Source organism: Breoghania sp. (assembly GCF_963674635.1).
Taxonomy (GTDB): Bacteria; Pseudomonadota; Alphaproteobacteria; order Rhizobiales; family Stappiaceae; genus Breoghania.
On the sequence record NZ_OY771475.1, the window covers coordinates 1126191 to 1146369 of the forward strand.

The following is a 20179-nucleotide window of genomic DNA, read 5'->3' on the forward strand; positions in this document are numbered from 1 at the left end:
GGCGGGCGTGGAGACGCGTTTCAGCTCATTGTTTGACCCGTGTGACGGGTGGCACGGGCGCATCGCGTCCGCCATCGGGCTGCGGCCAGGGGCCAAGGTCCAGCGCCTCACTATCCCGGGTGGGCGCAGCTGCTGCCAGGGGTCCGGCAGCGGCAAGTGTGCCCCAGACCCCCGCAAGGGCATTCGCGGTCAGTTCCAGAGCCAGCAGGCGATGCTGTTCGTAGCGACCCGGCATGCCAAGCGCCCCCGTGTGGTCGGCCGTGAACCCAAAGCGCGCATAATAGCCGGGATCCCCGACCAGAATGATTGCTTCATGTCCGCCCACCGCGGCCCGATTGAGCGCGGTGCGCATCAGCCGCCCGCCAAGGCCCAGCCCTTGCAGGTCCGGAGAAACTGCGAGGGGACCGAGCAGGAGGACAGCACGTCCATCAGCGGTGACTGCGCGCCACAGGCGCACGGTGCCGACAAGTTCGCCCGACCGGATCGCGGAGATCGCGATCTCTGGCAGGCGCCCTTCCCGCAGCCGCTCGGACGGCTTATCAAAACGGGCCTGACCGAACACCCTGTCGAGCAGGTCCTCGCGCGCCGCGGCATGCCACGGCGCTTCGTCGACGACATCGATCATCAACTTGATCCTGAAATGCGCGGTCAGATCACATGCGAGGCGAGCGGCGCGAAGCCGTTGAAGCCGACAGACGAATAAGTCGTGGTATAGGCTCCACAGGCTTCGATCAGCACCTTGTCGCCAATCGAAAGCGACACCGGCAGGTCATAAGGGACCTTTTCGTAAAGCACATCGACGCTATCGCAGGTCGGGCCCGCCAGCACACACGGCTCGGTCGCATCACCGTCACGCGGGGTGCGGATCGGATAACGGATCGCCTCGTCCATGGTCTCGGCGAGGCCGTGGAACTTGCCAATGTCGAGATAGACCCAACGCACGGCTTCCGTATCGGATTTGCGCGAGATCAGAACAACTTCGGCTTCGATCACACCAGCATTGCCGACCATGCCGCGTCCCGGCTCGATGATCGTTTCCGGCAGGCGGTTTCCGAAGTGACGGGACAGCGCACAGAAAATCGCTTCACCGTAGGAGGCGACACCCGGCATTTTCTTCAGATAGTCGGTCGGGAAGCCTCCCCCCATGTTCACCATGGAAAGGTGGATGCCGCGTGCTGCCATCTCGCGGAAGATCTCGGCGGCAGACGCCAGTGCCCCGTCCCACGCATCGACATTGGCTTGCTGGGAACCGACGTGGAAGGAAACGCCATAGGCGCGCAGACCGGACCGGTGCGCCAGCTCCAGCACCTTCGGTGCCATGGCAGGCTCACAGCCGAACTTGCGCGACAGCGGCCAGTCGGCACCGGCTCCGTCGCACAGGATGCGGCAGAAGACCTTGGAACCGGGAGCCACGCGGGCAACCTTCTCAACCTCCGCCTCGCAGTCGACGGCAAAAAGGCGCACACCCAGCTCGAAGGCGCGCTCGATGTCGCGTTCCTTCTTGATGGTGTTGCCGTAGGAGATGCGCTCAGCGGTGGCGCCGGTGGCAAGAACCATCTCGATTTCGCCGACGGAGGCGCAATCAAAGGAAGACCCCGCGCGAGCCAGAAGGTTCAGCACTTCCGGTGCCGGGTTTGCCTTTACCGCGTAGAACACGCGCGTATCCGGCAGGGCACGAGCAAACGCCTCGTAATTCTCGCGGATAACTTCAAGATCGACAACCAGGCAGGGGCCGTCGTCACGTCGGGTGCGGAGGAAGTCGCGGATGCGCTGGGTCATGGCTGTTGTCCCCAATCCAATATGTAAATCACGTCGCAGGGTGCGGATGTGACTGGCCCTTGCCTGCGCTGTGGAGACGCTGGCAATAGCTTGAGTTCATCGCGCGATCGGTCGAGCTACGGATTCAATCCGACAGCCGTCCCGCGTGTGATGCCTTGGCTTGGAAAGGGTGACTTTCCGTACGGCCGGCAAGGAGGTAAGTGCCTCTTCAGTGACCCCGGGCGTTGGAAAACCCGGCAGAGACCAAAAAAGCCCTCTTACGTCGTTGCTTTAGGTCGTCCGGTGTGCCGCAAACCGAAAACGGTTGCGGCGGCCCTTAAGTCTTGTGTCTTGGACGACGACGGGCACGTGCGAATTTGGGCGCGCATCCTTTCGCTCTGTTCGATTCCGAATGCAAGCGATTTTTGTCCACAGGCCCGAATTTATCGCAAACAACCCCCATTTTAGGTATTTATCAGTATTCGTCTGCGACGCGTTTTCAAATAGGATTATAACATACGTTATGACGCCAACGTTTTGAATATTCCAAATGTTACAAATGTCAAACGTCGTCGATTTATTGTTTTGTCAGAATCCTGCTTTCGAAACCCTTCGGGATCGTAGAAATACATATTTGATTTATCCATGTTCCAGAACACATTCAAACAAGGTTTCGACATATCTGTTTGAGGTCTGGTTCGTCTCAGTCTTTTTCGTTTCTGCGAGTTCTCGGGCAAGAGCCCAATCGATCTGATAGGAGGAACCGGATGCCTCGTCTGCGCCGGCTGTCGATCAGTAGAAGCAAACTGGGATTGGTCATCGACATGGCCCGTTCGGGGACCTCTGCGCCCGGGCGAGTGATCGAAACGAGCCGCGTGATGGATGCCGCGAATGATGTCCTGACACTCCATCTGGAAGAGATGAACAAGCTCGCCCAGTGCGACTTGCTCGCGCTGGCCTGGCTTGGCCGCGAAGGGGCTCCGGCGATGGAACTTGAAGACTTCCGGCTCGACGCAAGACGTGCATGGACCCGGGCCACCGCCTCTTATCTGGCCTCGATGTCCGAGCTCGGTGATTTCCTGGAAAACGCCATTTCGACACTGGAAAAGGCGCCACCGCCGCATACGCCGCCCCCCCAGGGCGAAGAGGCCCGCTGAGCCACCCCGCCCTGCCATTTCCTTACCCGGACACCGCTGTTCACGCGCTCAGGAGATCCTTGAGTGCGAGGGCCACGATTTCCGTGGCGGCGCGAAGATCCGCCAATTCAAGATGCTCATCCGCACTATGCGCGTTCGCCTCGGTGATCGAGCGCGGTCCGGCGCCATAGAGCACGGTCGGGATGCCGGCTTCAGCGTAGTGCCGGGCATCGGTGTAGAGCGGCACACCCGTCGCTGACACAGCTTCGCCAAGAATCGCCTCCGCCGGAATGGCGAGAGCGTTGACGAGCTTCTCGGTCCCCTCGCGAGGCCGAAGCGGTTCAGCAAGCATGATACGTCGGCATTCCACTTCGACGCCGTCGATTTTTCCGACCGCGCCGTGAATGAGGTCGCGAAGCGCGGCTTCCACCTGCGCGCCGTTTTCTTCCGGAATCAGGCGGCGATCGAGGCGGAAGGTGATCCGGTCCGGCACCACATTGGTGTTGATGCCCCCGTTGATCAGTCCAACCGTGAGTTTCGGCGAGCCAATGCCCTTCTCTGCGCTATGGATGTGCGCGAGGCGGTGACGCTCGGCATAAAGCGCGGACAGGATCGGAACCGTGGCTTCCAACGCATCGGCCCCGTTTTCGGGAAGAGCGGCGTGGGCCTGACGACCGCGAACGACCACCTCCATATGCAGACAACCGTTATGCGCGGTTGTGATCGCATAGGAAAACCCGGCGGACAGCGCATAATCCGGCTTGGTGAGTTCCTGCTCGATCAGCCATTTCGGACCAACGAAACCACCGGCTTCCTCGTCATAGGTGAAATGCAGCTCGATGGTGCCATTCAACCCTTCCGGCTCCGCAATCAGGGCAAGCAATGCAAACGCATAGGTCGCAAAGTCCGACTTCGACACCGCGGCACCGCGACCGTAAACCGCGCCGCCATGTTCTTCGCCGCCATAGGGATCCGTCGTCCAGCCATCACCGGCAGGCACCACGTCGCCATGCGCATTCAGCGCGATGACGGGGCCGGTTCCTTCGCCGAAAACCTGTCGAACGATGAGATTCGTCACCGACCGCATGCCGTTCTGGCGAACAAACGGCTCCGGGACAGGATGCTGTTCGACCTTGAAGCCAAGGCCTTCCAGAAGTTCGCTCGCCCGCAATGCGTGAGCCTCGCAATCGCCCGGCGGGTTGTCCGATGGCACCTTCACGAGCTCTTTAAAAAACTCCACTTCCTCGGCCCATCGGGCCTCGATCGCGGCTTTCATCGGACGTTCCTCTCCTGTTGTGCCAGTTCTTCGATCGTGCCGATCAGGGCTTCGATCGCCGTTCCCATATCGTCACTGGTCGCATGTTCCAAGGGATTGTGGCTTATGCCTGCCCGGCAACGCACAAATATCATGCCGATATCGCACAGTCTCGCCATAGCCTGTCCGTCATGCCCCGCTCCCGACATCAACCGCCTTGGCCGGATGCCCATATTCGAAATCACGTGCGCCATCGAATTCTGGATCGCTTCAGAGCAGGGCACGGTGTCGGCATCGTGAAAGCGCTCGATCCCAACCACACAGCCCCGTTTGGCACCGATGGAGCGTGCAGCGGCACGGATCGCCTCGACAGCCTCAAGACGGGCGGCGTCGCTCGACGCGCGCACATCCAGAGACATGCGCACTTCGCCGGGGATCACATTGACCGCTCCGGGAAGCGCCGTCAGCTCGCCCACCGTTGCCACAAGATGATTTCGCGATCCCGCCTGACCGATTTTTTCAATCGCCAGAACAAGCTCGCTCGCCGCCGTCAGGGCATCGTGGCGAAGGGACATGGGGACGGTGCCCGCGTGTCCGGCTTCGCCGCGAAGCGAAATACGGAAGCGGCTTGCCCCGGCAATCGCCGTCACGATCCCGACCGGCAGGCCTTCGGCTTCAAGCACGGGCCCCTGCTCGATGTGAACCTCAAGATAGCCCAGAACATTCTCGGCCTCATAGGCCGCCGATGCCGCCTTGTCCGGATCGCAGCCGAAGCGTTTCAATGCTTCGCGAACGGTGATGCCATCCCCATCGGTAGCCTGAAGAGCACGCCAGTCGAGACTGCCCGCCGCGGCTGACGATGACAGCAGTGTGGTCGGAAAACGAACGCCTTCCTCGTCGCCGAAAGCAAGAACTTCTATCCCGAAAGGCAGCTGCGCGCCCCCCGCGGCAAGTTCCTCCGCAGCGAGGATTCCGGCAATCACGCCGAGATTGCCGTCATATTTTCCGGCGTCGCGCACCGTATCGATATGCGAGCCAATCAACAGCACACGCCCATCTCCGGGGACGGATGGCGCAAGATATCCCCTCACCGTCCCCAGGTTGTCCTCGGACACGTCCAATCCCGCCTGGCGCATCCAGGAAGCCACATCATCGGCGGCCGCCCGGTGTTCTTGCGACAGATAGAGCCGCGTAACCTTGCCTTCTTCCGCAGAATGGCGCGAAAGGGCCTCGATCATCGATTGGGCACGCCGCCCCAACCGGCTGCACACAGGCTCTTCCACAGACTGGCCCACAGACTTATCCCCGGTTCTTCCACCGGTTTGCGAGAGATCGCGGCGTTCCACGACTACACGCTCCTCGATACGGAAGCGGAGAATGCGCGCGATCTGGGCAAGTGCGGTGGAGAACTCCGTTTCGCTCTCGTTGGTCAGTCGGGCTTCAAAGGAGGAAAGGATCTGATGCTTGGTGGCTCCCTTCACCGCAAGAATGAAGGGAAAGCCGAAGCGGTCCTTATAGGCACCATTCAGGCGTTCAAACGCGGCAAACTCCTCCGGGCTGAGCGTGTCGAGCCCGGCTCCAGCCTGTTCGCGCTTGGATTCCTGCGCCACCGCTCCAGCAAGGGCCGCTTTGCCGGCCAGATCGGGATGGGCGCGGATCAGCTCCAGTTGCCGATCATGTGAGGCGCCACGCATGGCTGCCTCGAAGGCCGCGATCATGGCGGGAATATCCTCGAAAGGACGCAAGGCTGCGGCGGCCTCGGCTACCCAGGGAGAGTGTTCGGCAATGTCGCCGAACATTGTGATGAAGTCCTCAGCGGTCAGCTCGTTCACGCGGGACAGACTGACCGGAAAGGCGGGGCTTTCTCTCATGTCGATGCCGTACTCGGACCTATTTCTGTTGAGCAATCCAGGTTCCCAGAACCTGGCGCTCTTCTTCGCTCATGCCCGTCTCGTTGCCCAGCGGCATGGCGTCGGAATGAACCGCCATGGCCATCACCTGATCCGACCACCTGCGCAATTCCGCCAAGGTCTCCAGTTGCACACCATTGGGGGGCTCTGCAAACAATTCGTTAGTCGGCGTGGCGGAATGGCAGGCGACGCAATGCTTGTGGGTCATGTCAAGAACCACCCGGTCGGGCACCCGTTCGCCGCTTGCATCCAGACTGCGCGGTGCTGTCATCACGATGGCCGCGATCAGCCCGACGGCAGCCACGGGCAGCGCCCAGACATATTTCTGAAGCGGATCGCCTGCCTCATGCCGATTGAGGAAATGACGAACCATCGCGCCGATGATGATGATCAAGGCGACCAGCAGCCACGAATGGGGGTGGTTTGTCAGCATGGGATAGTGGTTTGAAACCATCATCACCAGCACGGGCAGCGTGAGGTAGTTGTTATGGACCGAGCGCTGCTTGCCCATGGCTCCGAGGCGGCCATCCGGCTCACGCCCCTCCATCAGAGCATTGGCGATTTTCTTCTGGTTCGGAATGATCACGCCGAAGACGTTCACCGCCATGATGGTGCCGATGAAGGCCCCGACATGGATGAGCGCGCCACGGCCTGAAAAGACGTGGGTATACCCATAGGCCGCAACCATGATGAGCGCGAAAACCAGCACAGCGAGCAGCGGCGTGTTCTTGCCGATCGGCGACTTGCAGAGCCTGTCATAGACAAGCCAACCGCCGACCAGAGACGCAACCGACATGATGATGGCCTCGCCGGGCGTCATCATCAGCACATTCGGGTCGATCAGGTAGCTGGTTGCCTTGAAGTAGTACTGGACCATGAGCAGGCCGAACCCGGTCACCCATGTGAGATAGGCCTCCCACTTGTACCAGATCAGATCATCGGGGAGCTGCTTGGGCGCAACCGTGTATTTCTCAACATGATAGAACCCGCCGCCATGGACCTCCCACGCGGTGCCCATGACGCCTTCCGGCATGGTCTCGCGCTTGCGCAGCGCAAGGTCGAGCGCAATGAAATAGAAGGACGTTCCGATCCAGCCGATCCCGACGATCAGATGCGCCCAGCGCAGAAGGAGGTTCAGCCAGTCGGCAATGAAGGCACTCATGTGAACGGTCAGCTCTTTATTGGCCCCGGCTCCATTCCGGACGCATTTCGCCCATGGGACAGGGATGTCTTCGATATCTTGTGAGGGAGACGGCCCCGAGGCTTTGGTCGGGGCCGTTCAATTGCCATGCGTCAGGACGCGTAAGCGCCGCGCTTTTCGTGGGGAAGAACGAGGTTCAGCACCACGGCAAGCGTTGTTGCCGGAAGCAGGCCGGAGGTCAGCAGCACTTTCAGTGTGGACGGCAGGTGCTGTAGGGACTCCGGCACCGCCTGCAGGCCGAGCCCCACCGACAGCGAGATCGCAAGGATCAGCATGTTGCGCCGGTTCCAGGTCACATCCGACAGCATGTTGACGCCCGCCGACACCACCATGCCGAACATGACGATCACGCCCCCGCCAAGAACCGCGATGGGCATGGTGGAGATGACCGCGCCAACCTTCGGCACCAGCCCGGCGATGATCAGGAAGATCGCGCCATAGGTCACCACGTGGCGGCTCATCACCCCCGTCATGGAGACCAGACCAACATTCTGACTGAAGGACGTGTTGGGCAGCCCGCCGAAGACACCGGCGATCGCGGTGCCGAGACCATCGGCCAGCGTACCGCCCGCGATCTCGCGATCCGTTGCCTCGCGGTCCGCACCACCCTTAGTGATCCCCGATATGTCGCCAACGGTTTCGATGGCGGAAACAATCGCCATCAGACACATGCCGATCACGGCAGCCAGATTGAATTCAAAACCATAGGCAAAGGGCTGCGGAAGTGCGAACCAGGCCGCGCTGTCGACACGCGCGAAGGAGACCATCCCGAAGACCAGTGCCACCAAATATCCCGCGAGAAGACCGATCAGCACACCTGCGGTCGACACCATCCCCTTGCCGAAGAATTTCGCGGCCATGGTCACAAGGATCACCACGATGGCAAGGCCCCAGTGTTGGAAGGTGCCGAATTCCGGCTTGCCCATCAGCGGAACGCCACCCGCAGCATATTGGATGCCCACCGGAATGAGCGCGAGGCCAATGGAAATCACCACAATGCCGGTGACCAGTGGCGGCAAAGCGTTGCGAAAACGGCCGATCACGGTGCCGAGCAGAAAATGGAAGATGCCCCCAATAATGACGCTGCCAAAAAGCGCGGCCATGCCCGCTGTCTTGACGACGGGGATCATCACCGGAATGAAGGCGAAGCTCGTTCCCTGAACGACAGGAAGCCGCGCGCCGATGGGCCCGATCGTGATGGTCTGGATCAAGGTGGCGACGCCGGAAAAGACCATGGCCATCTGAACGAGATAGACCATGTCCGGCGAACCGAACGCGTAACCGGCGGCAAGCGAAATGATGATCGAAGGCGTGAAATTGCTGACGAACATCGCCAACACGTGCTGGATGCCGAGCGGCACCGCCTTTTCAATGGATGGCGTCCATTCAGGATCGCGCATTTGGTCCGGCGTTGCGCCGAGATGCTTAGCCTCTGACATGAATTGGTCCCCCTGGAAGATGAAACCGAAGCTCTTCACCCACCGATCTGCTGTCGGTTTTACAGATGAACGTCCGGCCTGATGCAGCGTCTTGCGCCACGTCCGCAAGTCCCGGCCGGGCCGTGGTCCGGCCGGGGAAAATCATCGTTTCCGCATTCCCTCAAATGCGGAACGAGTATTTCGTCAGCTTACCTTACTGCGGCAGCTTGTCGTCAACGCCGGCAACGTAGAAATTCATGCCCAGCAGGGTGCCATCGTCCGCCACTTCGCCTTCGGCAAGCCAGTCGGAACCGTCCTGCTTCTTGATCGGGCCGGTAAAGGGATGGAACTCGCCGCTCTTGATCTTGGCCACCGTCTCTTCAGCCATTGCCACGACATCGTCCGGCATATTGGTGAAGGGTGCGAGGTGAACCATCTCCTGATCGAACCCGCCCCAGGTGTCTTTCGACTCCCACGTGCCGTCCATCACTGCTTTCACGCGCGAAATGTAGTAGTCGTTCCAGTTGTCGACGATCGCGGTCATCTGAGCCTTCGGACCGAATTCGATCATGTCGGACGCCTGACCGAACGCCTTGATGCCGCGCTCTTCGGCAACCTGCATGGCAGCCGGGCTGTCGGTGTGCTGGGAGATGATATCGACGCCCTGATCGATCAGCGCCTTTGCCGCGTCGGCTTCCTTGCCCGGATCGAACCAGGAATTGACCCAGATGACCTTGAGCTTGAAGTCCGGGTTGACGGACTGTGCGCCGAGCATGAAGGCGTTGATGCCACGCACCACTTCCGGGATCGGAACGGACGCGATGTAGCCGCCCACACCGGACTTGGACATCTTCGCAGCAATCTGGCCGATCACGTAGCGGCCTTCATAGAAGCGCGAGGAATAGGTGGAGACATTGTCGGCGCGCTTGTAGCCCGTTGCGTGCTCGAACTTCACATCCGGGAACTTCTTGGCGACCTTGATGGTCGGATCCATGTAGCCGAACGAGGTGGTGAAGATCAGCTTGTTGCCAGCACGCGCCAGACGTTCGATGGAACGCTCCGCATCCGGGCCTTCCGGAACGCTTTCCAGATAGGTGGTCTCGACCTCATCGCCAAATTTTTCTTCCAGAGCCTTGCGGCCCTGGTCATGCTGGTAGGACCAGCCGAAATCGCCCGTCGGACCGATATAGATGAAGCCGACCTTCAGCGGTTCGGCCTGCGCAGCCCCGGTGGCAAGGCCAAAGGCCAGTGCGGCGGCTGCAAGGAGCTTGGTTTTCATTACAAGGTTCCCTTTGAAGTTTTGAAGTGGACGACAACTTTCGTGCGGAGCAATTTCCTATCGCTCCGGCACGAATGACTTCCCAAGTGCCGCCGGCGTGTTGATCAACGAGAGCCGACGGTTACTAGAAATCAGAACGAGAACGATAATCGTTGCGATGTAGGGCAGCGACGAAAGAAACTGCGAAGGAATGCCACTGCCCGCCGCTTGCAGGTGGAGCTGGGAGATCCAGACCGCACCGAAGAGATAGGCGCCGACAACGACCCGCCACGGACGCCATGATCCGAAGACGACAAGCGCCAACGCGATCCAGCCACGTCCCGCAGTCATGTTTTCAACCCATTGCGGCGTGTAGGCCAGGCTCAGATAAGCCCCGGCCAATCCCGAACAGGCACCTCCGAACAGGATGGCCAGATAACGCACCTGGACCACCGATATGCCCAGCGCGTGGGCGGAGCCGTGATTGTCACCAACCGCGCGCAGCTTCAAACCGGCCCGCGAGACAAACAGGAACCACGCAACGCCGATCACCAGCGCGAAGGAGAGGTAGACGAGAATATCCTGCGCGAACAGGATCGGTCCGAAGAAGGGAATATCGGAGAGATAGGGGATTTCCAGCGAGGGCAGCTTGACGCCGGGCCGGCCGACGAAGCCCTCGCCGATCATGCCGGACAGCCCCTGCCCCAGCAACGTGAGGGCCAGGCCGGAGGCGACCTGATTTGCAACCAGCGTCTGCGTCGCGAAACCGAAGATCAGCGACATGCCCATGCCCGCGAAGATAGCTGCCACGATGCCCGCATAAGGGTTGCCGGTCCATTGCGCAGCCGCAAAGCCCATCACCGCACCCATGACCATCATGCCCTCGACGCCGAGATTGAGAACGCCTGCGCGTTCCACCACCAACTCACCGATGGCCGCCAGAAGAAGCGGCGTTGAGGCGGTGATAATCGTCAGGAGAATTGCTTCAAACATGGTCATACCGCCTCCTCCGCTGGCAGGAGGTTGTCATGCGGTTCCTGAGGACCTGCGCGGCCGGAGACAAAACTGATCCGGTAAAGGATCAGCGTGTCGCATGCCAACACGAAGAAAAGGAGCATTCCCTGAAAGACGCGCACAACCTTGTCCGAAATTCCCATAGTCACCTGCGCGGCTTCTCCACCAAGATAGGTCAAAGCCAGCATGAGCCCTGCAACAAGAATGCCAATAGGGTTCAGACGACCAAGAAAGGCCACGATGATCGCGGTGAAGCCGTAGCCCGGTGAGATGACGGGCTGAAGCTGCTGCACGGTGCCTGCGACGGTTGAAATACCGGCGAGACCGGCAAAGCTGCCGGAAAGAAGAAAACCGAAATAAACCATGCGCTTGCGTGAAAAGCCTGCGAAAGCGCCCGCGCGTTCCGCCTGCCCCAGAACCTTCACCTCGAAGCCCTTGAGGGTTCCCCCCAGAATAAAGGCGACGACGATAACGGCGACAACGGCAAAGAGCGCGCCCCAGTGCATGCCCCCGTTGCCAATCATCGGATGCAGGATCGCGGACTCGTTGAAGCCGCGCGTTTGCGGAAAATTGTAGCCGTTGGGATCACGCCAGGGCCCGCGCACCAGCCAGTCGAGCGCGTAGCCCGCGACATAGACCAGCATCAGCGATGTCAGGATCTCGTTCGTGCCGAACCGGTTCTTCAGAAAGGCCGGGATCGCCGCATAGAGCCCACCGCCGATCATGCCCATGATCAGCATCAGCGGCATCACCATCCAGCTTTCCCATTCCCAGAAGTAGACCGGGATGATCGCCCCACAGATCGCGCCGACCGTGTACTGGCCCTCAGCACCGATATTCCAGGTGTTGGAGAGATAGGCCACAGCCAGACCGACGGCGATCAGGACAAGCGGGGTTGCCTTCGCGACAAGTTCCTCAAGCGACCAGGCTTCGGTCAGCGGATCGATGAAATAGTAATAGAGCGCCTTGAACGGGTCGTAACCAAGGGCCGCAAACAGGATTGCGCCTGCCACAACAGTCAGTCCAATCGCGATCAACGGCGAGGCGACGGCCATAATTCTGGAATGTTCGGAACGCTTTTTCAGCTCAAGCCGCATCGATCTGTTCCCCTGACGCCTTCACCGCGCCGCTCTCCCCCGCATCATTACGTTCGCCCGCGCCCCCCATCAACAGGCCGATCCGTTCGCGCGTCATGGTCGAGGCCGGTTCCGGCTCGGAGAGCTGTCCGCGCGAAATGACGGCAATCCGGTCCGCTATCTCGAAGATTTCATCGAGATCCTGCGAAATCACCAGAACCGCGGAGCCAGAGCGTGCCAGATCGATCAGGGATTGCCGGATCAGCGCAGCCGCGCCCGCATCCACGCCCCATGTCGGCTGGTTGACCACCATCACGCAGGGCGAGCGATCCAACTCACGGCCCATCACGAATTTCTGCAAGTTGCCCCCCGAAAGCGAGCTCGCTTCCGGGTTCTCCCGGCTCATGCGCACATCAAACGCGCCCTTGATGCGCTGCTCCATGTTGCGGGCGGCGCCGCGAACCAGCATGAACAGCCGCACCAATCCGTCTCCCGTCGCATGGCGCGTCAGGAGCACGTTGTCGGCCAGTTCCAGGCCGGGAACGGCCCCGTGACCGAGGCGCTCTTCGGGAACAAAGGCGGCACCGGCGCGCCTGCGCGCCGTGATGCCGAGGCGACCGACGGCCTGGCCATCTATCGTCACCGCATCGGCCCGTCTTGTGGTGATCTCACCGGATATCGCGTCGAAAAGCTCGCTCTGGCCATTGCCCGCAATCCCGGCGATGCCCACGACCTCGCCGCCGCGCACCTCAAGGTTCACGTTTTTCGGCGGGACGGCGAAAGGATCGTCGGCAACGATCGTAAGATCCTTGATGGCGAGGCGCACCGGGCCGTCGGCGGGCTTGTGATCGGCCCGCACCTGCTGGACGTCGGCACCGACCATCATGCTGGCCAGAGAGCCCGCGGTTTCGTTTCGCGGATCGCAGGACGCGACCACCTTGCCGTGGCGCAGGATCGTTGCTGCCCGGCACAGGCGCTTCACTTCTTCCAGACGGTGGGAAATATAGAGGATCGCGCAACCTTCGCTGGCAAGCCGCTCAAGCGTGACGAAGAGCTGGTCGGCTTCCTGAGGCGTGAGCACCGAGGTCGGCTCATCCATGATGATGAGGCGCGGTTCCTGAAGCAGGCAGCGCACGATCTCGATGCGCTGGCGTTGCCCGACCGACAGATCCGCAACGCGGGCATCCGGATCGAGCGGCAAGCCATAGTCGCGGGAGACGCTTTTGATCTGCTCCGCAAGGACTTTCATCGACGGCGCGTCGTTCAGGGCAAGAGCAATGTTTTCGGCGACGGTCAGGGCTTCAAACAGCGAAAAATGCTGGAACACCATTCCGATGCCAAGACTGCGGGCTGCGGCAGGACTTGCGATGCTGACGCGCTTCCCATCCCACAGAATATCGCCTTCATTGGGAGCCAAAGCGCCGTACAGGATCTTCACGAGCGTGGACTTGCCCGCGCCGTTTTCCCCAAGCAGCGCGTGGATTTCTCCGGCGCGGATCGAAAAGTCGACGTGGTCGTTGGCCAACAGATCACCGAAGCGTTTGGTGATCCCGCGCGCGGCAAGGAGGATCTCTCCTTCCTGCGGTGGCGGCGTAACCGGCCCTGCCTCACTCATCCCCAGCACCCCCGACTTCCCGAATTCCCTACGGCCCTAATGGCCGTTGCATCGCTTCTCATAAACGCCAACCGTCTCTTCGATCCGGAGAAAGAGGTGTTCTCGCGGATACAGGTCCGCCTGTCGCGCCTCTTTTTGCCGCATGCCTACCGGGATAATCCACTCAGGCGCTCTTTGCCATCGCTCTCGACAGCGTCTGTGTGCGTTCCGTGTGCATCGCATCCATTTCGATGTCGATCGAAGATCCGCCTTCGCGCCGGATCAACAGCTCGGCGACCGTCGCCGCCGCGATTGCAGCAGGTTCCCGCGAGCGAATACCCTTTATGCCGATCGGACACACCAATTCGCCAATGCGCTGTTCGGATATCCCCATATCCTTCATCCGCCGCTCGAAACGGATGCGCTTCGTGCGGCTCCCGATCAAGCCCACATACCCGAAACGTCCCTGGGAAATAGCGGTCGCGGCAATATCGAAATCGAGCGGATGGGAATGGGTCATGACCAGAACGAAGGCCCCGTCCCGTCCTTCCGCCAGCACATCTGCCGGACTGTCCGTCCGCCGGATGGAAACATTGGATGGCACGGCGGCGGGAAACGCCTCTGCGCGGCTGTCCACCCATGTTACAGCAAAGGGCAAGGGCGCAAGCGCGAGCGCCGTGGCGCGTCCCACGTGACCGGCCCCGAACAGCAAAAGGGGTTGCGCGAAGCAGCCAAACCGCTCCTCCAGGACGCCTGCCCCGGTCAGTCGCGCGCCATCACCGTTGCCGGTTGGCACATGAGACAGGACCCGACGTTCCAGGCCACCGCCCGCAGACCCATGTGGCTCATCGCTCGCATCAATCGCCGCAAGCGTCACGAAAGGGCCTTCCGCCTCACGGTTGGCGAATTCGGCGATGCCCGCACTGTTCTCACCGGTAAAGCGCTCGATCAGGAGTTCCGCGCGCCCCCCACAACACTGACCGAATTCAGGTCCAAGCGCGAAATACCGGCGCATGACGGACGGCCCGCTCTTCTCAGCAAGGTGTTCGCGCGCCAAGGCGATGGCCTTCCATTCAAGCCCGCCTCCGCCAATGGTTCCGCGAAAGCCGCCCGATGGGCGTACAACCAGTCGCGCCCCTGCCTCGCGCGGAGCAGACCCTGCCACCCTCAGCACCGTTACAAGTGCCGCCGCACCTTCGGCCTTCACCGCATCCGCCAATTCGTTCCAAACGCGCAAGGTCATGTCGGCCTCGCGCTTTTGACCGCATCGACCGCGGCCAGAATGGCTTCGGGCGTCGCGGGTGCATCAAGCGGAGGAATGACGCCCGGCTTCAAGCTCGCAACCGCGTCGACGATTGCGCTGAAAACAGAGTTCGCCAGCATCACCGGCGGCTCGCCGACGGCCTTCGAACGGTGAACCGTCGCCTCTGGATTCCCAATTGATTCATAAAGGCTTACGTTAAATTCTTCAGGTACGTCCGAAGCTGTGGGGATCTTGTAGGTCGAGGGCGCATGCGTGCGCAGGCGACCCTGATCATCCCAAACGAGCTCTTCGGTTGTCAGCCAGCCCATGCCTTGCACGAAGCCGCCCTCGATCTGCCCAATGTCGATAGCCGGGTTGAGAGACTTGCCGACGTCGTGGAGGATGTCGACGCGTGTGACCCGCATCTCTCCCGTCATGGTGTCGACCAGCACTTCCGAACAGGCCGCCCCGAAAGCGAAATAGAGGAACGGTCGGCCGGTGGACGTCTGGCGGTTCCAGGTGATCTTGGGCGTGGCATAGTAGCCGGTCGCCGACAACTGGACCCGCGCCATGATCGCCGCCTTTGCCAGTTGGCCCAGCAAGACCGGCTCGGTTCCGATCATGACCTTGCCATCGCGAAACTCGATCTTGTCGACCGGCACACCGTATTTGTCGGAGGCGAAATCTGTGAGCCGCTTCTTCAGCTTCTCCACCGCCTCCAGGGCGGCCATGGCGTTCAGGTCGGTGCCGGAAGACGCGGCTGTCGGCCCAGTATTCGGCACCTTGCCGGTATGCGTAGCCGTGATCTTGACCTTAGAGAGCGGGACCGAGAAGGCGTGCGCGACCACCTGCGCAACCTTGGTGTAGAGCCCCTGCCCCATTTCGGTGCCGCCGTGGTTCAGATGCACGGAGCCATCCTGATAGAGATGGACAAGCGCGCCCGCCTGATTGAGTTGCGGCAATGTGAAGGCGATGCCGAACTTCACCGGTGTCAGCGCCAATCCCTTTTTCAGGATATGGCTATTCGCGTTGAACGCCCTGATTGCATCACGCCGGACCCGGTAGTCGCAGGCCTCTTCGAGTTCCGTGACGATGGCGTGCTGCGTCGTGAACTCCTCTACGCGCATGCCGTAGGGCGTGATATCGCGGTCGCGGTCATAGAAATTGCGTTTCCGCACATCCAGCGGATCCAGTCCGAGCGTGATGGCGATGGCATCAATCAGGCGTTCGGCGGCCAGCATACCTTGAGGCCCACCGAAGCCTCGGAACGCGGTTGCCGAACAGGTATTGGTTCTCATGCGGCGCGACGTGATCAGCGCATCGGGATAGAAATAGCTGGAATCGGCATGGAACATGGTGCGGTCCACCACGCCCAGCGAAAGATCCGCCGAATAGCCGCAACGCGCCGCAAAAGCCATGTCAACGCCATGGATCGCGCCGTCATTCTCGAACCCGACCGTATAGTCGACACGGAAATCGTGCCGTTTGCCGGTCATGGTCATGTCATCGTCGCGGTCGAGCCGCATCTTGCAAGGCTTGCCGGTATGGTGCGCAGCAAGAGCCGCGAGTGCCGCCCATTGGTTTGCCTGGCTTTCCTTGCCGCCAAACGCGCCGCCCATGCGGCGCACCTCAACTGTCACCGCGGCATCGATCACACCAAGAGCTTTGGCGACGATGTGCTGAACCTCGCTCGGGTGCTGCGTGGAGCAATGGAGGACCATGTCGCCGTCCTCTCCGGGCACGGCCAGGGAAATCTGACCCTCCAGGTAAAAGTGCTCCTGCCCGCCAATTCGCATCACGCCGGATAGGCGCTGGTTCGACGTATCGAGCGCGGCTTCCGGCTGCCCTTTGCGGAACTGATAGTCGGGCAGCACGGTCGTGTCGTTCACGAGTGCGCAATCGACACTGACGACCGGCGAGGTCGCCTCAACCTCGATCTTCGCCAGTTGCGCAGCCTTGCGTGCCTGGGCGCGGGTGCGGGCGACGACCGCGAAAACGACCTGTCCCCAGAACAGGATCTCACCATCCGCCAGGATCGGATCCCCGCCTATGGACGGCGAACAATCGTTCTCGCCCGGCACATCGCCCGCGGTCAGCACGGCAACAACGCCAGGCGCAGTCTTCACCGCCTCAAGATCGAGCGAAACGATCCGCCCACATGCGGCATCGCGCGACCAGCCGGGGGCAAGATGGAGCGTCCCTTCGGGTTCGAGCAGATCGTCCACATAAAGCGCCGTGCCGCTGACATGTTTTTCCGCACTGTCATGCTTTTCCGGCCGCCCCACATGCGCGACCTCGCTGCCATCCGGTTCGCGGGTGTCCAAGGTCGCGTTCTCTTCAGACATGGTGCTCACGCGCCTCCTCCCGCTGGCCTTCGACACGTGTGCGCGTTGAAGGCATCCCAGCCGCCTCCACCAGCGCCTTGGCCAGCAGCGACCGGGAAACCTTGGTGCGGTATTCGGAGCTTGCCCGCATATCGGAAATCGGTGCGAAATCCCGCTCGATCGCCTTCAACGCACGGCCCCATGTTCCAGGCTCCGCCAGAACCGCACCGCCAAGGGCTGCTTCGGCGCGCCGGGCCCGCTTCGGCGTTGCCGCCATGCCACCGAAGGCAATGCGCGCGTCGGTGACACGCCCATTCTCAATCGTGAGCAGAAAAGCCGCCATGACAGCGGAAATGTCCTGATCGAACCGCTTGGAAATCTTGTAGGCGCGGAAAACCTGTCCCGGACCGGGCGTCGGCACGAACAGGCCGGTCAGGAATTCGGCGTCCCTGCGATCCTGCTTGCCATAGTCGATGAAGAAGTCCTCCAGCGGCAGCGTCCGCGCTGAAGCCCCCTGACGGAGTTCCAGCGTTGCACCGAGCGCGATCAGCATCGGCGGGGTATCACCGATGGGCGACCCGTTGGCGATATTGCCACCGACAGTGCCCGAAGCGCGCACCTGACGCGAACCGATACGAGACCAGACAGCGCCGAGATCGGGATCGAGCCGGCTGATATGGGGCTCCACGCGCGCGAAACTCGCCGTTGCGCCAATGATCAAGCCACCATCGACCGGATCGACGCGGGCAAGCGCGGCCACCCGACCAAGCCAGATTATCTTCGGAAGGTCGCGAAGCTGTTTGGTGATCCAGAGCCCCACATCAGTGGCTCCCGCCACGAGCGTGGCATCGGGATGACGGGCATAGAGCTCGGCCAGAGCATCGATACTCGCGGGCGCAGCAAAGAACGATGTTTCGTCACCGATGAAGACGCCCTGTCCATCCGCCAATTCGCTCAAGGTTGCGGCAATCGTTTCGCAGCGGCGGGCATATTGATCTTCCGCCTCGCTGAAGCACACTTCCATGGCGGCATCGACGATCGGGCGATAGCCGGTGCAACGGCACAGATTGCCGGCAAGATGCTCGTTCACCACCTTTCGCTGAGGAGAGGCGGCAGGCTCGTGATAGAGCGCGAAGAGGCTCATCGTGATGCCCGGCGTACAGAAACCGCATTGCGAGCCGTGATGGCGCGCCAGAGCTTCCTGCACGGGATGGAGCGTTTCGTCCTCGGCAAGATCCTCGACGGTAACGACCTCGCAGCCGTCCACCTGCCCCAGAAGCTGAATACAGGCATTCACGGGTTCATACACCACGCGCCCATCGTGCAGGCGACCAAGCGCGACGGTGCAGGCGCCGCAATCGCCTTCGTTGCAGCCCTCCTTGGTGCCCGTGCGTCGCTCTCGAAGGCGCAGGTAGTCCAGAAGCGTTTCGGTGGGGCCGACATCCGCGACTTCCACGACCTTGCCGCCGCGCATGAACCGTATCGCGTTACGCATGAGGATCAGCTCCCGCGATAAGTGGAATAGCCGTAAGCCGACAGCAGCAACGGAACATGATAATGCTCATCGGCATCCGACACTCCGAAACGAATCGGGATCTCGTCCAGAAACGGCGGTTCCGGAAGCGCGCCCTGTGCGCGCAGATACTCCCCGGCAAAAAAGCGCAGCTCGTAGGTTCCCGGTCGGAAGGCATCGCCTTCCAGAAGCGGTTTGTCGCCCCGCCCGTCCGCATTTGTCTTGAGCGCGCTTAAAAGCACCGGGTCACCATCAAGGCCCCATAGCTCGATCCGAAGGTCCGATGCAGGCTTTCCCGCCGCAGTATCCAGAACGTGGGTAGTCAGGCGGCCCATTGCGGCTCCTTTTGCATTCCGATCCTTAAGATCATTAAGATCATTCCATGTGCATGCACGACAAGTGTGCACCACTGGAACCGTTCTCAAAAGAACATAATTCAGCGCTCATCGCTGCCGAAACGGCATCACTCGTCCCTGATCTGCTTCTTTAGCATTTCCACTGCGTGATCGAAAAACATAGCCGGTGCCAGGGCCAGCCCGCGATGATTGGAAGTGACAACTGCAAAACGGTCGCGTTTCAGCGGTTCATCCGTCAGGTCTCGGAAGACGAGTGTGCCTTCGGCGAGTTCCTGTTCCACTCCTAACCTTGTTTGAAAGGCGACATATTCCCCACTTCGTGCAAGCGCCTTCATAAAGCTCAGGGAATTCGATTCCACGTGGGACCCTTGGGGATAATCGCAGCCGCGCATGGTTGCGTCGAGGCGGGCACGCAAGGAAAGGCCCGAACGCGGCAATGCCACCGGATAAGCCAGACAATCGCCCAGCGTCAGGCTCTCGCGCTTACTCAATTGGTGGTCCGGATGCATGATGCAGCCAATCGGCATGTCCCGTCGGAAACTGATCTGAAGCCGGTCCATCTCCGGCGGTTCATATGTGAAACCGATATCCACCGACCCTTGCGAGACGATTGACGACACCTCGTCGGACCCACTGACAATGACCTCCACACTTATACCCTTGAAGTCATTACGAAAAGACCGCACGAGTTGCGGCAGGATCACTTCGCTGAAGCTCTCGACGCTTGCGATGCGGACGATGCCGCGCCGCAAGCCCTTCAGCGCATCGAGTTCGGAGAAAGTGGCGGCATAATCGCCAAGCGTGCGACGGACATGCGCGAGCATGATCTCCCCGGCATGGGACAGCCGAAGACCGCGTCCGACGCGCTCGAACAGGCTGACACCCAGCGCGTCCTCCAGTGACAGGATCTGCCGGTTGACAGCAGAGGAGGCAACATTCAGCTCGCGCGCGGCACCGCGTACGGAGCCAGCACGTGCAACCGCCTCGAAATAGCGCATGGTCGGCCCATAGAGATAGCGCGTGCGATCCAGAACGTCCTCCCCCGAGCATACCCCCGACGACCGATCGCCCAACGAGAACGCTTCGTCGCGACGCGGCTTCACAGGCCCCGCCTTCCTCGGCA

General features: G+C 61.1%; 16 protein-coding genes. 1 reads left to right on the top strand and 15 read right to left on the bottom strand.

Annotated elements, in window-relative coordinates; translation table 11 throughout:
- Positions 1 to 25 precede the first annotated feature (25 nt).
- Positions 26 to 625 carry an N-acetyltransferase gene (locus ABGM93_RS05045; RefSeq protein WP_321503994.1) on the bottom strand — a complete coding sequence of 200 codons (600 nt, stop codon included), beginning with the start codon at positions 623 to 625 and terminating at the stop codon, positions 26 to 28.
- A 23-nt stretch (positions 626 to 648) separates the two neighbouring features.
- A complete protein-coding gene (locus ABGM93_RS05050) occupies positions 649 to 1779 on the bottom strand; it encodes a type III PLP-dependent enzyme (protein ID WP_321336794.1) in 1131 nt (376 codons plus the stop codon).
- 746 nt (positions 1780 to 2525) lie between these two features.
- Here ABGM93_RS05050 and ABGM93_RS05055 point away from each other — a divergent pair.
- Positions 2526 to 2915: a DUF3775 domain-containing protein gene (locus ABGM93_RS05055; protein WP_321503995.1), complete on the top strand. Its 390-nt coding sequence runs from the start codon at positions 2526 to 2528 to the stop codon at positions 2913 to 2915.
- A 40-nt stretch (positions 2916 to 2955) separates the two neighbouring features.
- Here the strand turns inward: ABGM93_RS05055 and ABGM93_RS05060 are convergent, their stop codons facing one another.
- From ABGM93_RS05060 to ABGM93_RS05120, 13 genes are all read right to left on the bottom strand, one after another.
- Positions 2956 to 4170: an ArgE/DapE family deacylase gene (locus ABGM93_RS05060; RefSeq protein ID WP_321503996.1), complete on the bottom strand. Its 1215-nt coding sequence runs from the start codon at positions 4168 to 4170 to the stop codon at positions 2956 to 2958.
- Entirely contained in the window at positions 4167 to 6056 is a 1890-nt protein-coding gene (locus ABGM93_RS05065; RefSeq protein WP_321503997.1) for an allantoate amidohydrolase, read from the bottom strand. The genes ABGM93_RS05060 and ABGM93_RS05065 overlap by 4 nt, the downstream gene beginning before the upstream one ends.
- On the bottom strand, positions 6040 to 7221 hold the full coding sequence (locus ABGM93_RS05070) for a urate hydroxylase PuuD (RefSeq protein WP_321503998.1): 1182 nt from the start codon (positions 7219 to 7221) through the stop codon (positions 6040 to 6042). Before ABGM93_RS05070 ends, ABGM93_RS05065 begins: the two co-directional genes overlap by 17 nt.
- Before the next feature lie 131 nt (positions 7222 to 7352).
- Positions 7353 to 8699 carry a nucleobase:cation symporter-2 family protein gene (locus ABGM93_RS05075; protein WP_321503999.1) on the bottom strand — a complete coding sequence of 449 codons (1347 nt, stop codon included), beginning with the start codon at positions 8697 to 8699 and terminating at the stop codon, positions 7353 to 7355.
- Between the two features lie 193 nt (positions 8700 to 8892).
- Positions 8893 to 9957, bottom strand: coding sequence for a BMP family ABC transporter substrate-binding protein (locus ABGM93_RS05080; RefSeq protein ID WP_319773836.1), 1065 nt, complete (start codon positions 9955 to 9957; stop codon positions 8893 to 8895).
- 57 nt (positions 9958 to 10014) lie between these two features.
- Entirely contained in the window at positions 10015 to 10935 is a 921-nt protein-coding gene (locus tag ABGM93_RS05085) for an ABC transporter permease (protein WP_321336783.1), read from the bottom strand.
- Positions 10932 to 12047 (bottom strand): ABC transporter permease, encoded by a 1116-nt coding sequence (locus ABGM93_RS05090; protein WP_319773838.1) that lies wholly within the window; start codon positions 12045 to 12047, stop codon positions 10932 to 10934. Before ABGM93_RS05090 ends, ABGM93_RS05085 begins: the two co-directional genes overlap by 4 nt.
- Positions 12037 to 13641 (bottom strand): ABC transporter ATP-binding protein, encoded by a 1605-nt coding sequence (locus ABGM93_RS05095; RefSeq protein ID WP_321504000.1) that lies wholly within the window; start codon positions 13639 to 13641, stop codon positions 12037 to 12039. The genes ABGM93_RS05090 and ABGM93_RS05095 overlap by 11 nt, the downstream gene beginning before the upstream one ends.
- A gap of 163 nt (positions 13642 to 13804) precedes the next feature.
- Positions 13805 to 14863, bottom strand: a complete 1059-nt coding sequence (gene xdhC / locus ABGM93_RS05100; protein WP_321504001.1) for a xanthine dehydrogenase accessory protein XdhC — start codon at positions 14861 to 14863, stop codon at positions 13805 to 13807.
- On the bottom strand, positions 14860 to 17208 hold the full coding sequence (gene xdhB / locus ABGM93_RS05105) for a xanthine dehydrogenase molybdopterin binding subunit (RefSeq protein WP_321505754.1): 2349 nt from the start codon (positions 17206 to 17208) through the stop codon (positions 14860 to 14862). The genes xdhC and xdhB overlap by 4 nt, the downstream gene beginning before the upstream one ends.
- Complete coding sequence (gene xdhA / locus ABGM93_RS05110; protein ID WP_321504002.1) at positions 17201 to 18682, bottom strand: xanthine dehydrogenase small subunit; 1482 nt, start codon at positions 18680 to 18682, stop codon at positions 17201 to 17203. Before xdhA ends, xdhB begins: the two co-directional genes overlap by 8 nt.
- Before the next feature lie 5 nt (positions 18683 to 18687).
- Positions 18688 to 19035 carry a hydroxyisourate hydrolase gene (gene uraH, locus ABGM93_RS05115; RefSeq protein WP_321504003.1) on the bottom strand — a complete coding sequence of 116 codons (348 nt, stop codon included), beginning with the start codon at positions 19033 to 19035 and terminating at the stop codon, positions 18688 to 18690.
- A 128-nt stretch (positions 19036 to 19163) separates the two neighbouring features.
- Entirely contained in the window at positions 19164 to 20159 is a 996-nt protein-coding gene (locus tag ABGM93_RS05120; RefSeq protein ID WP_321504004.1) for a LysR family transcriptional regulator, read from the bottom strand.
- Between the last annotated feature and the right edge of the window lie 20 nt (positions 20160 to 20179).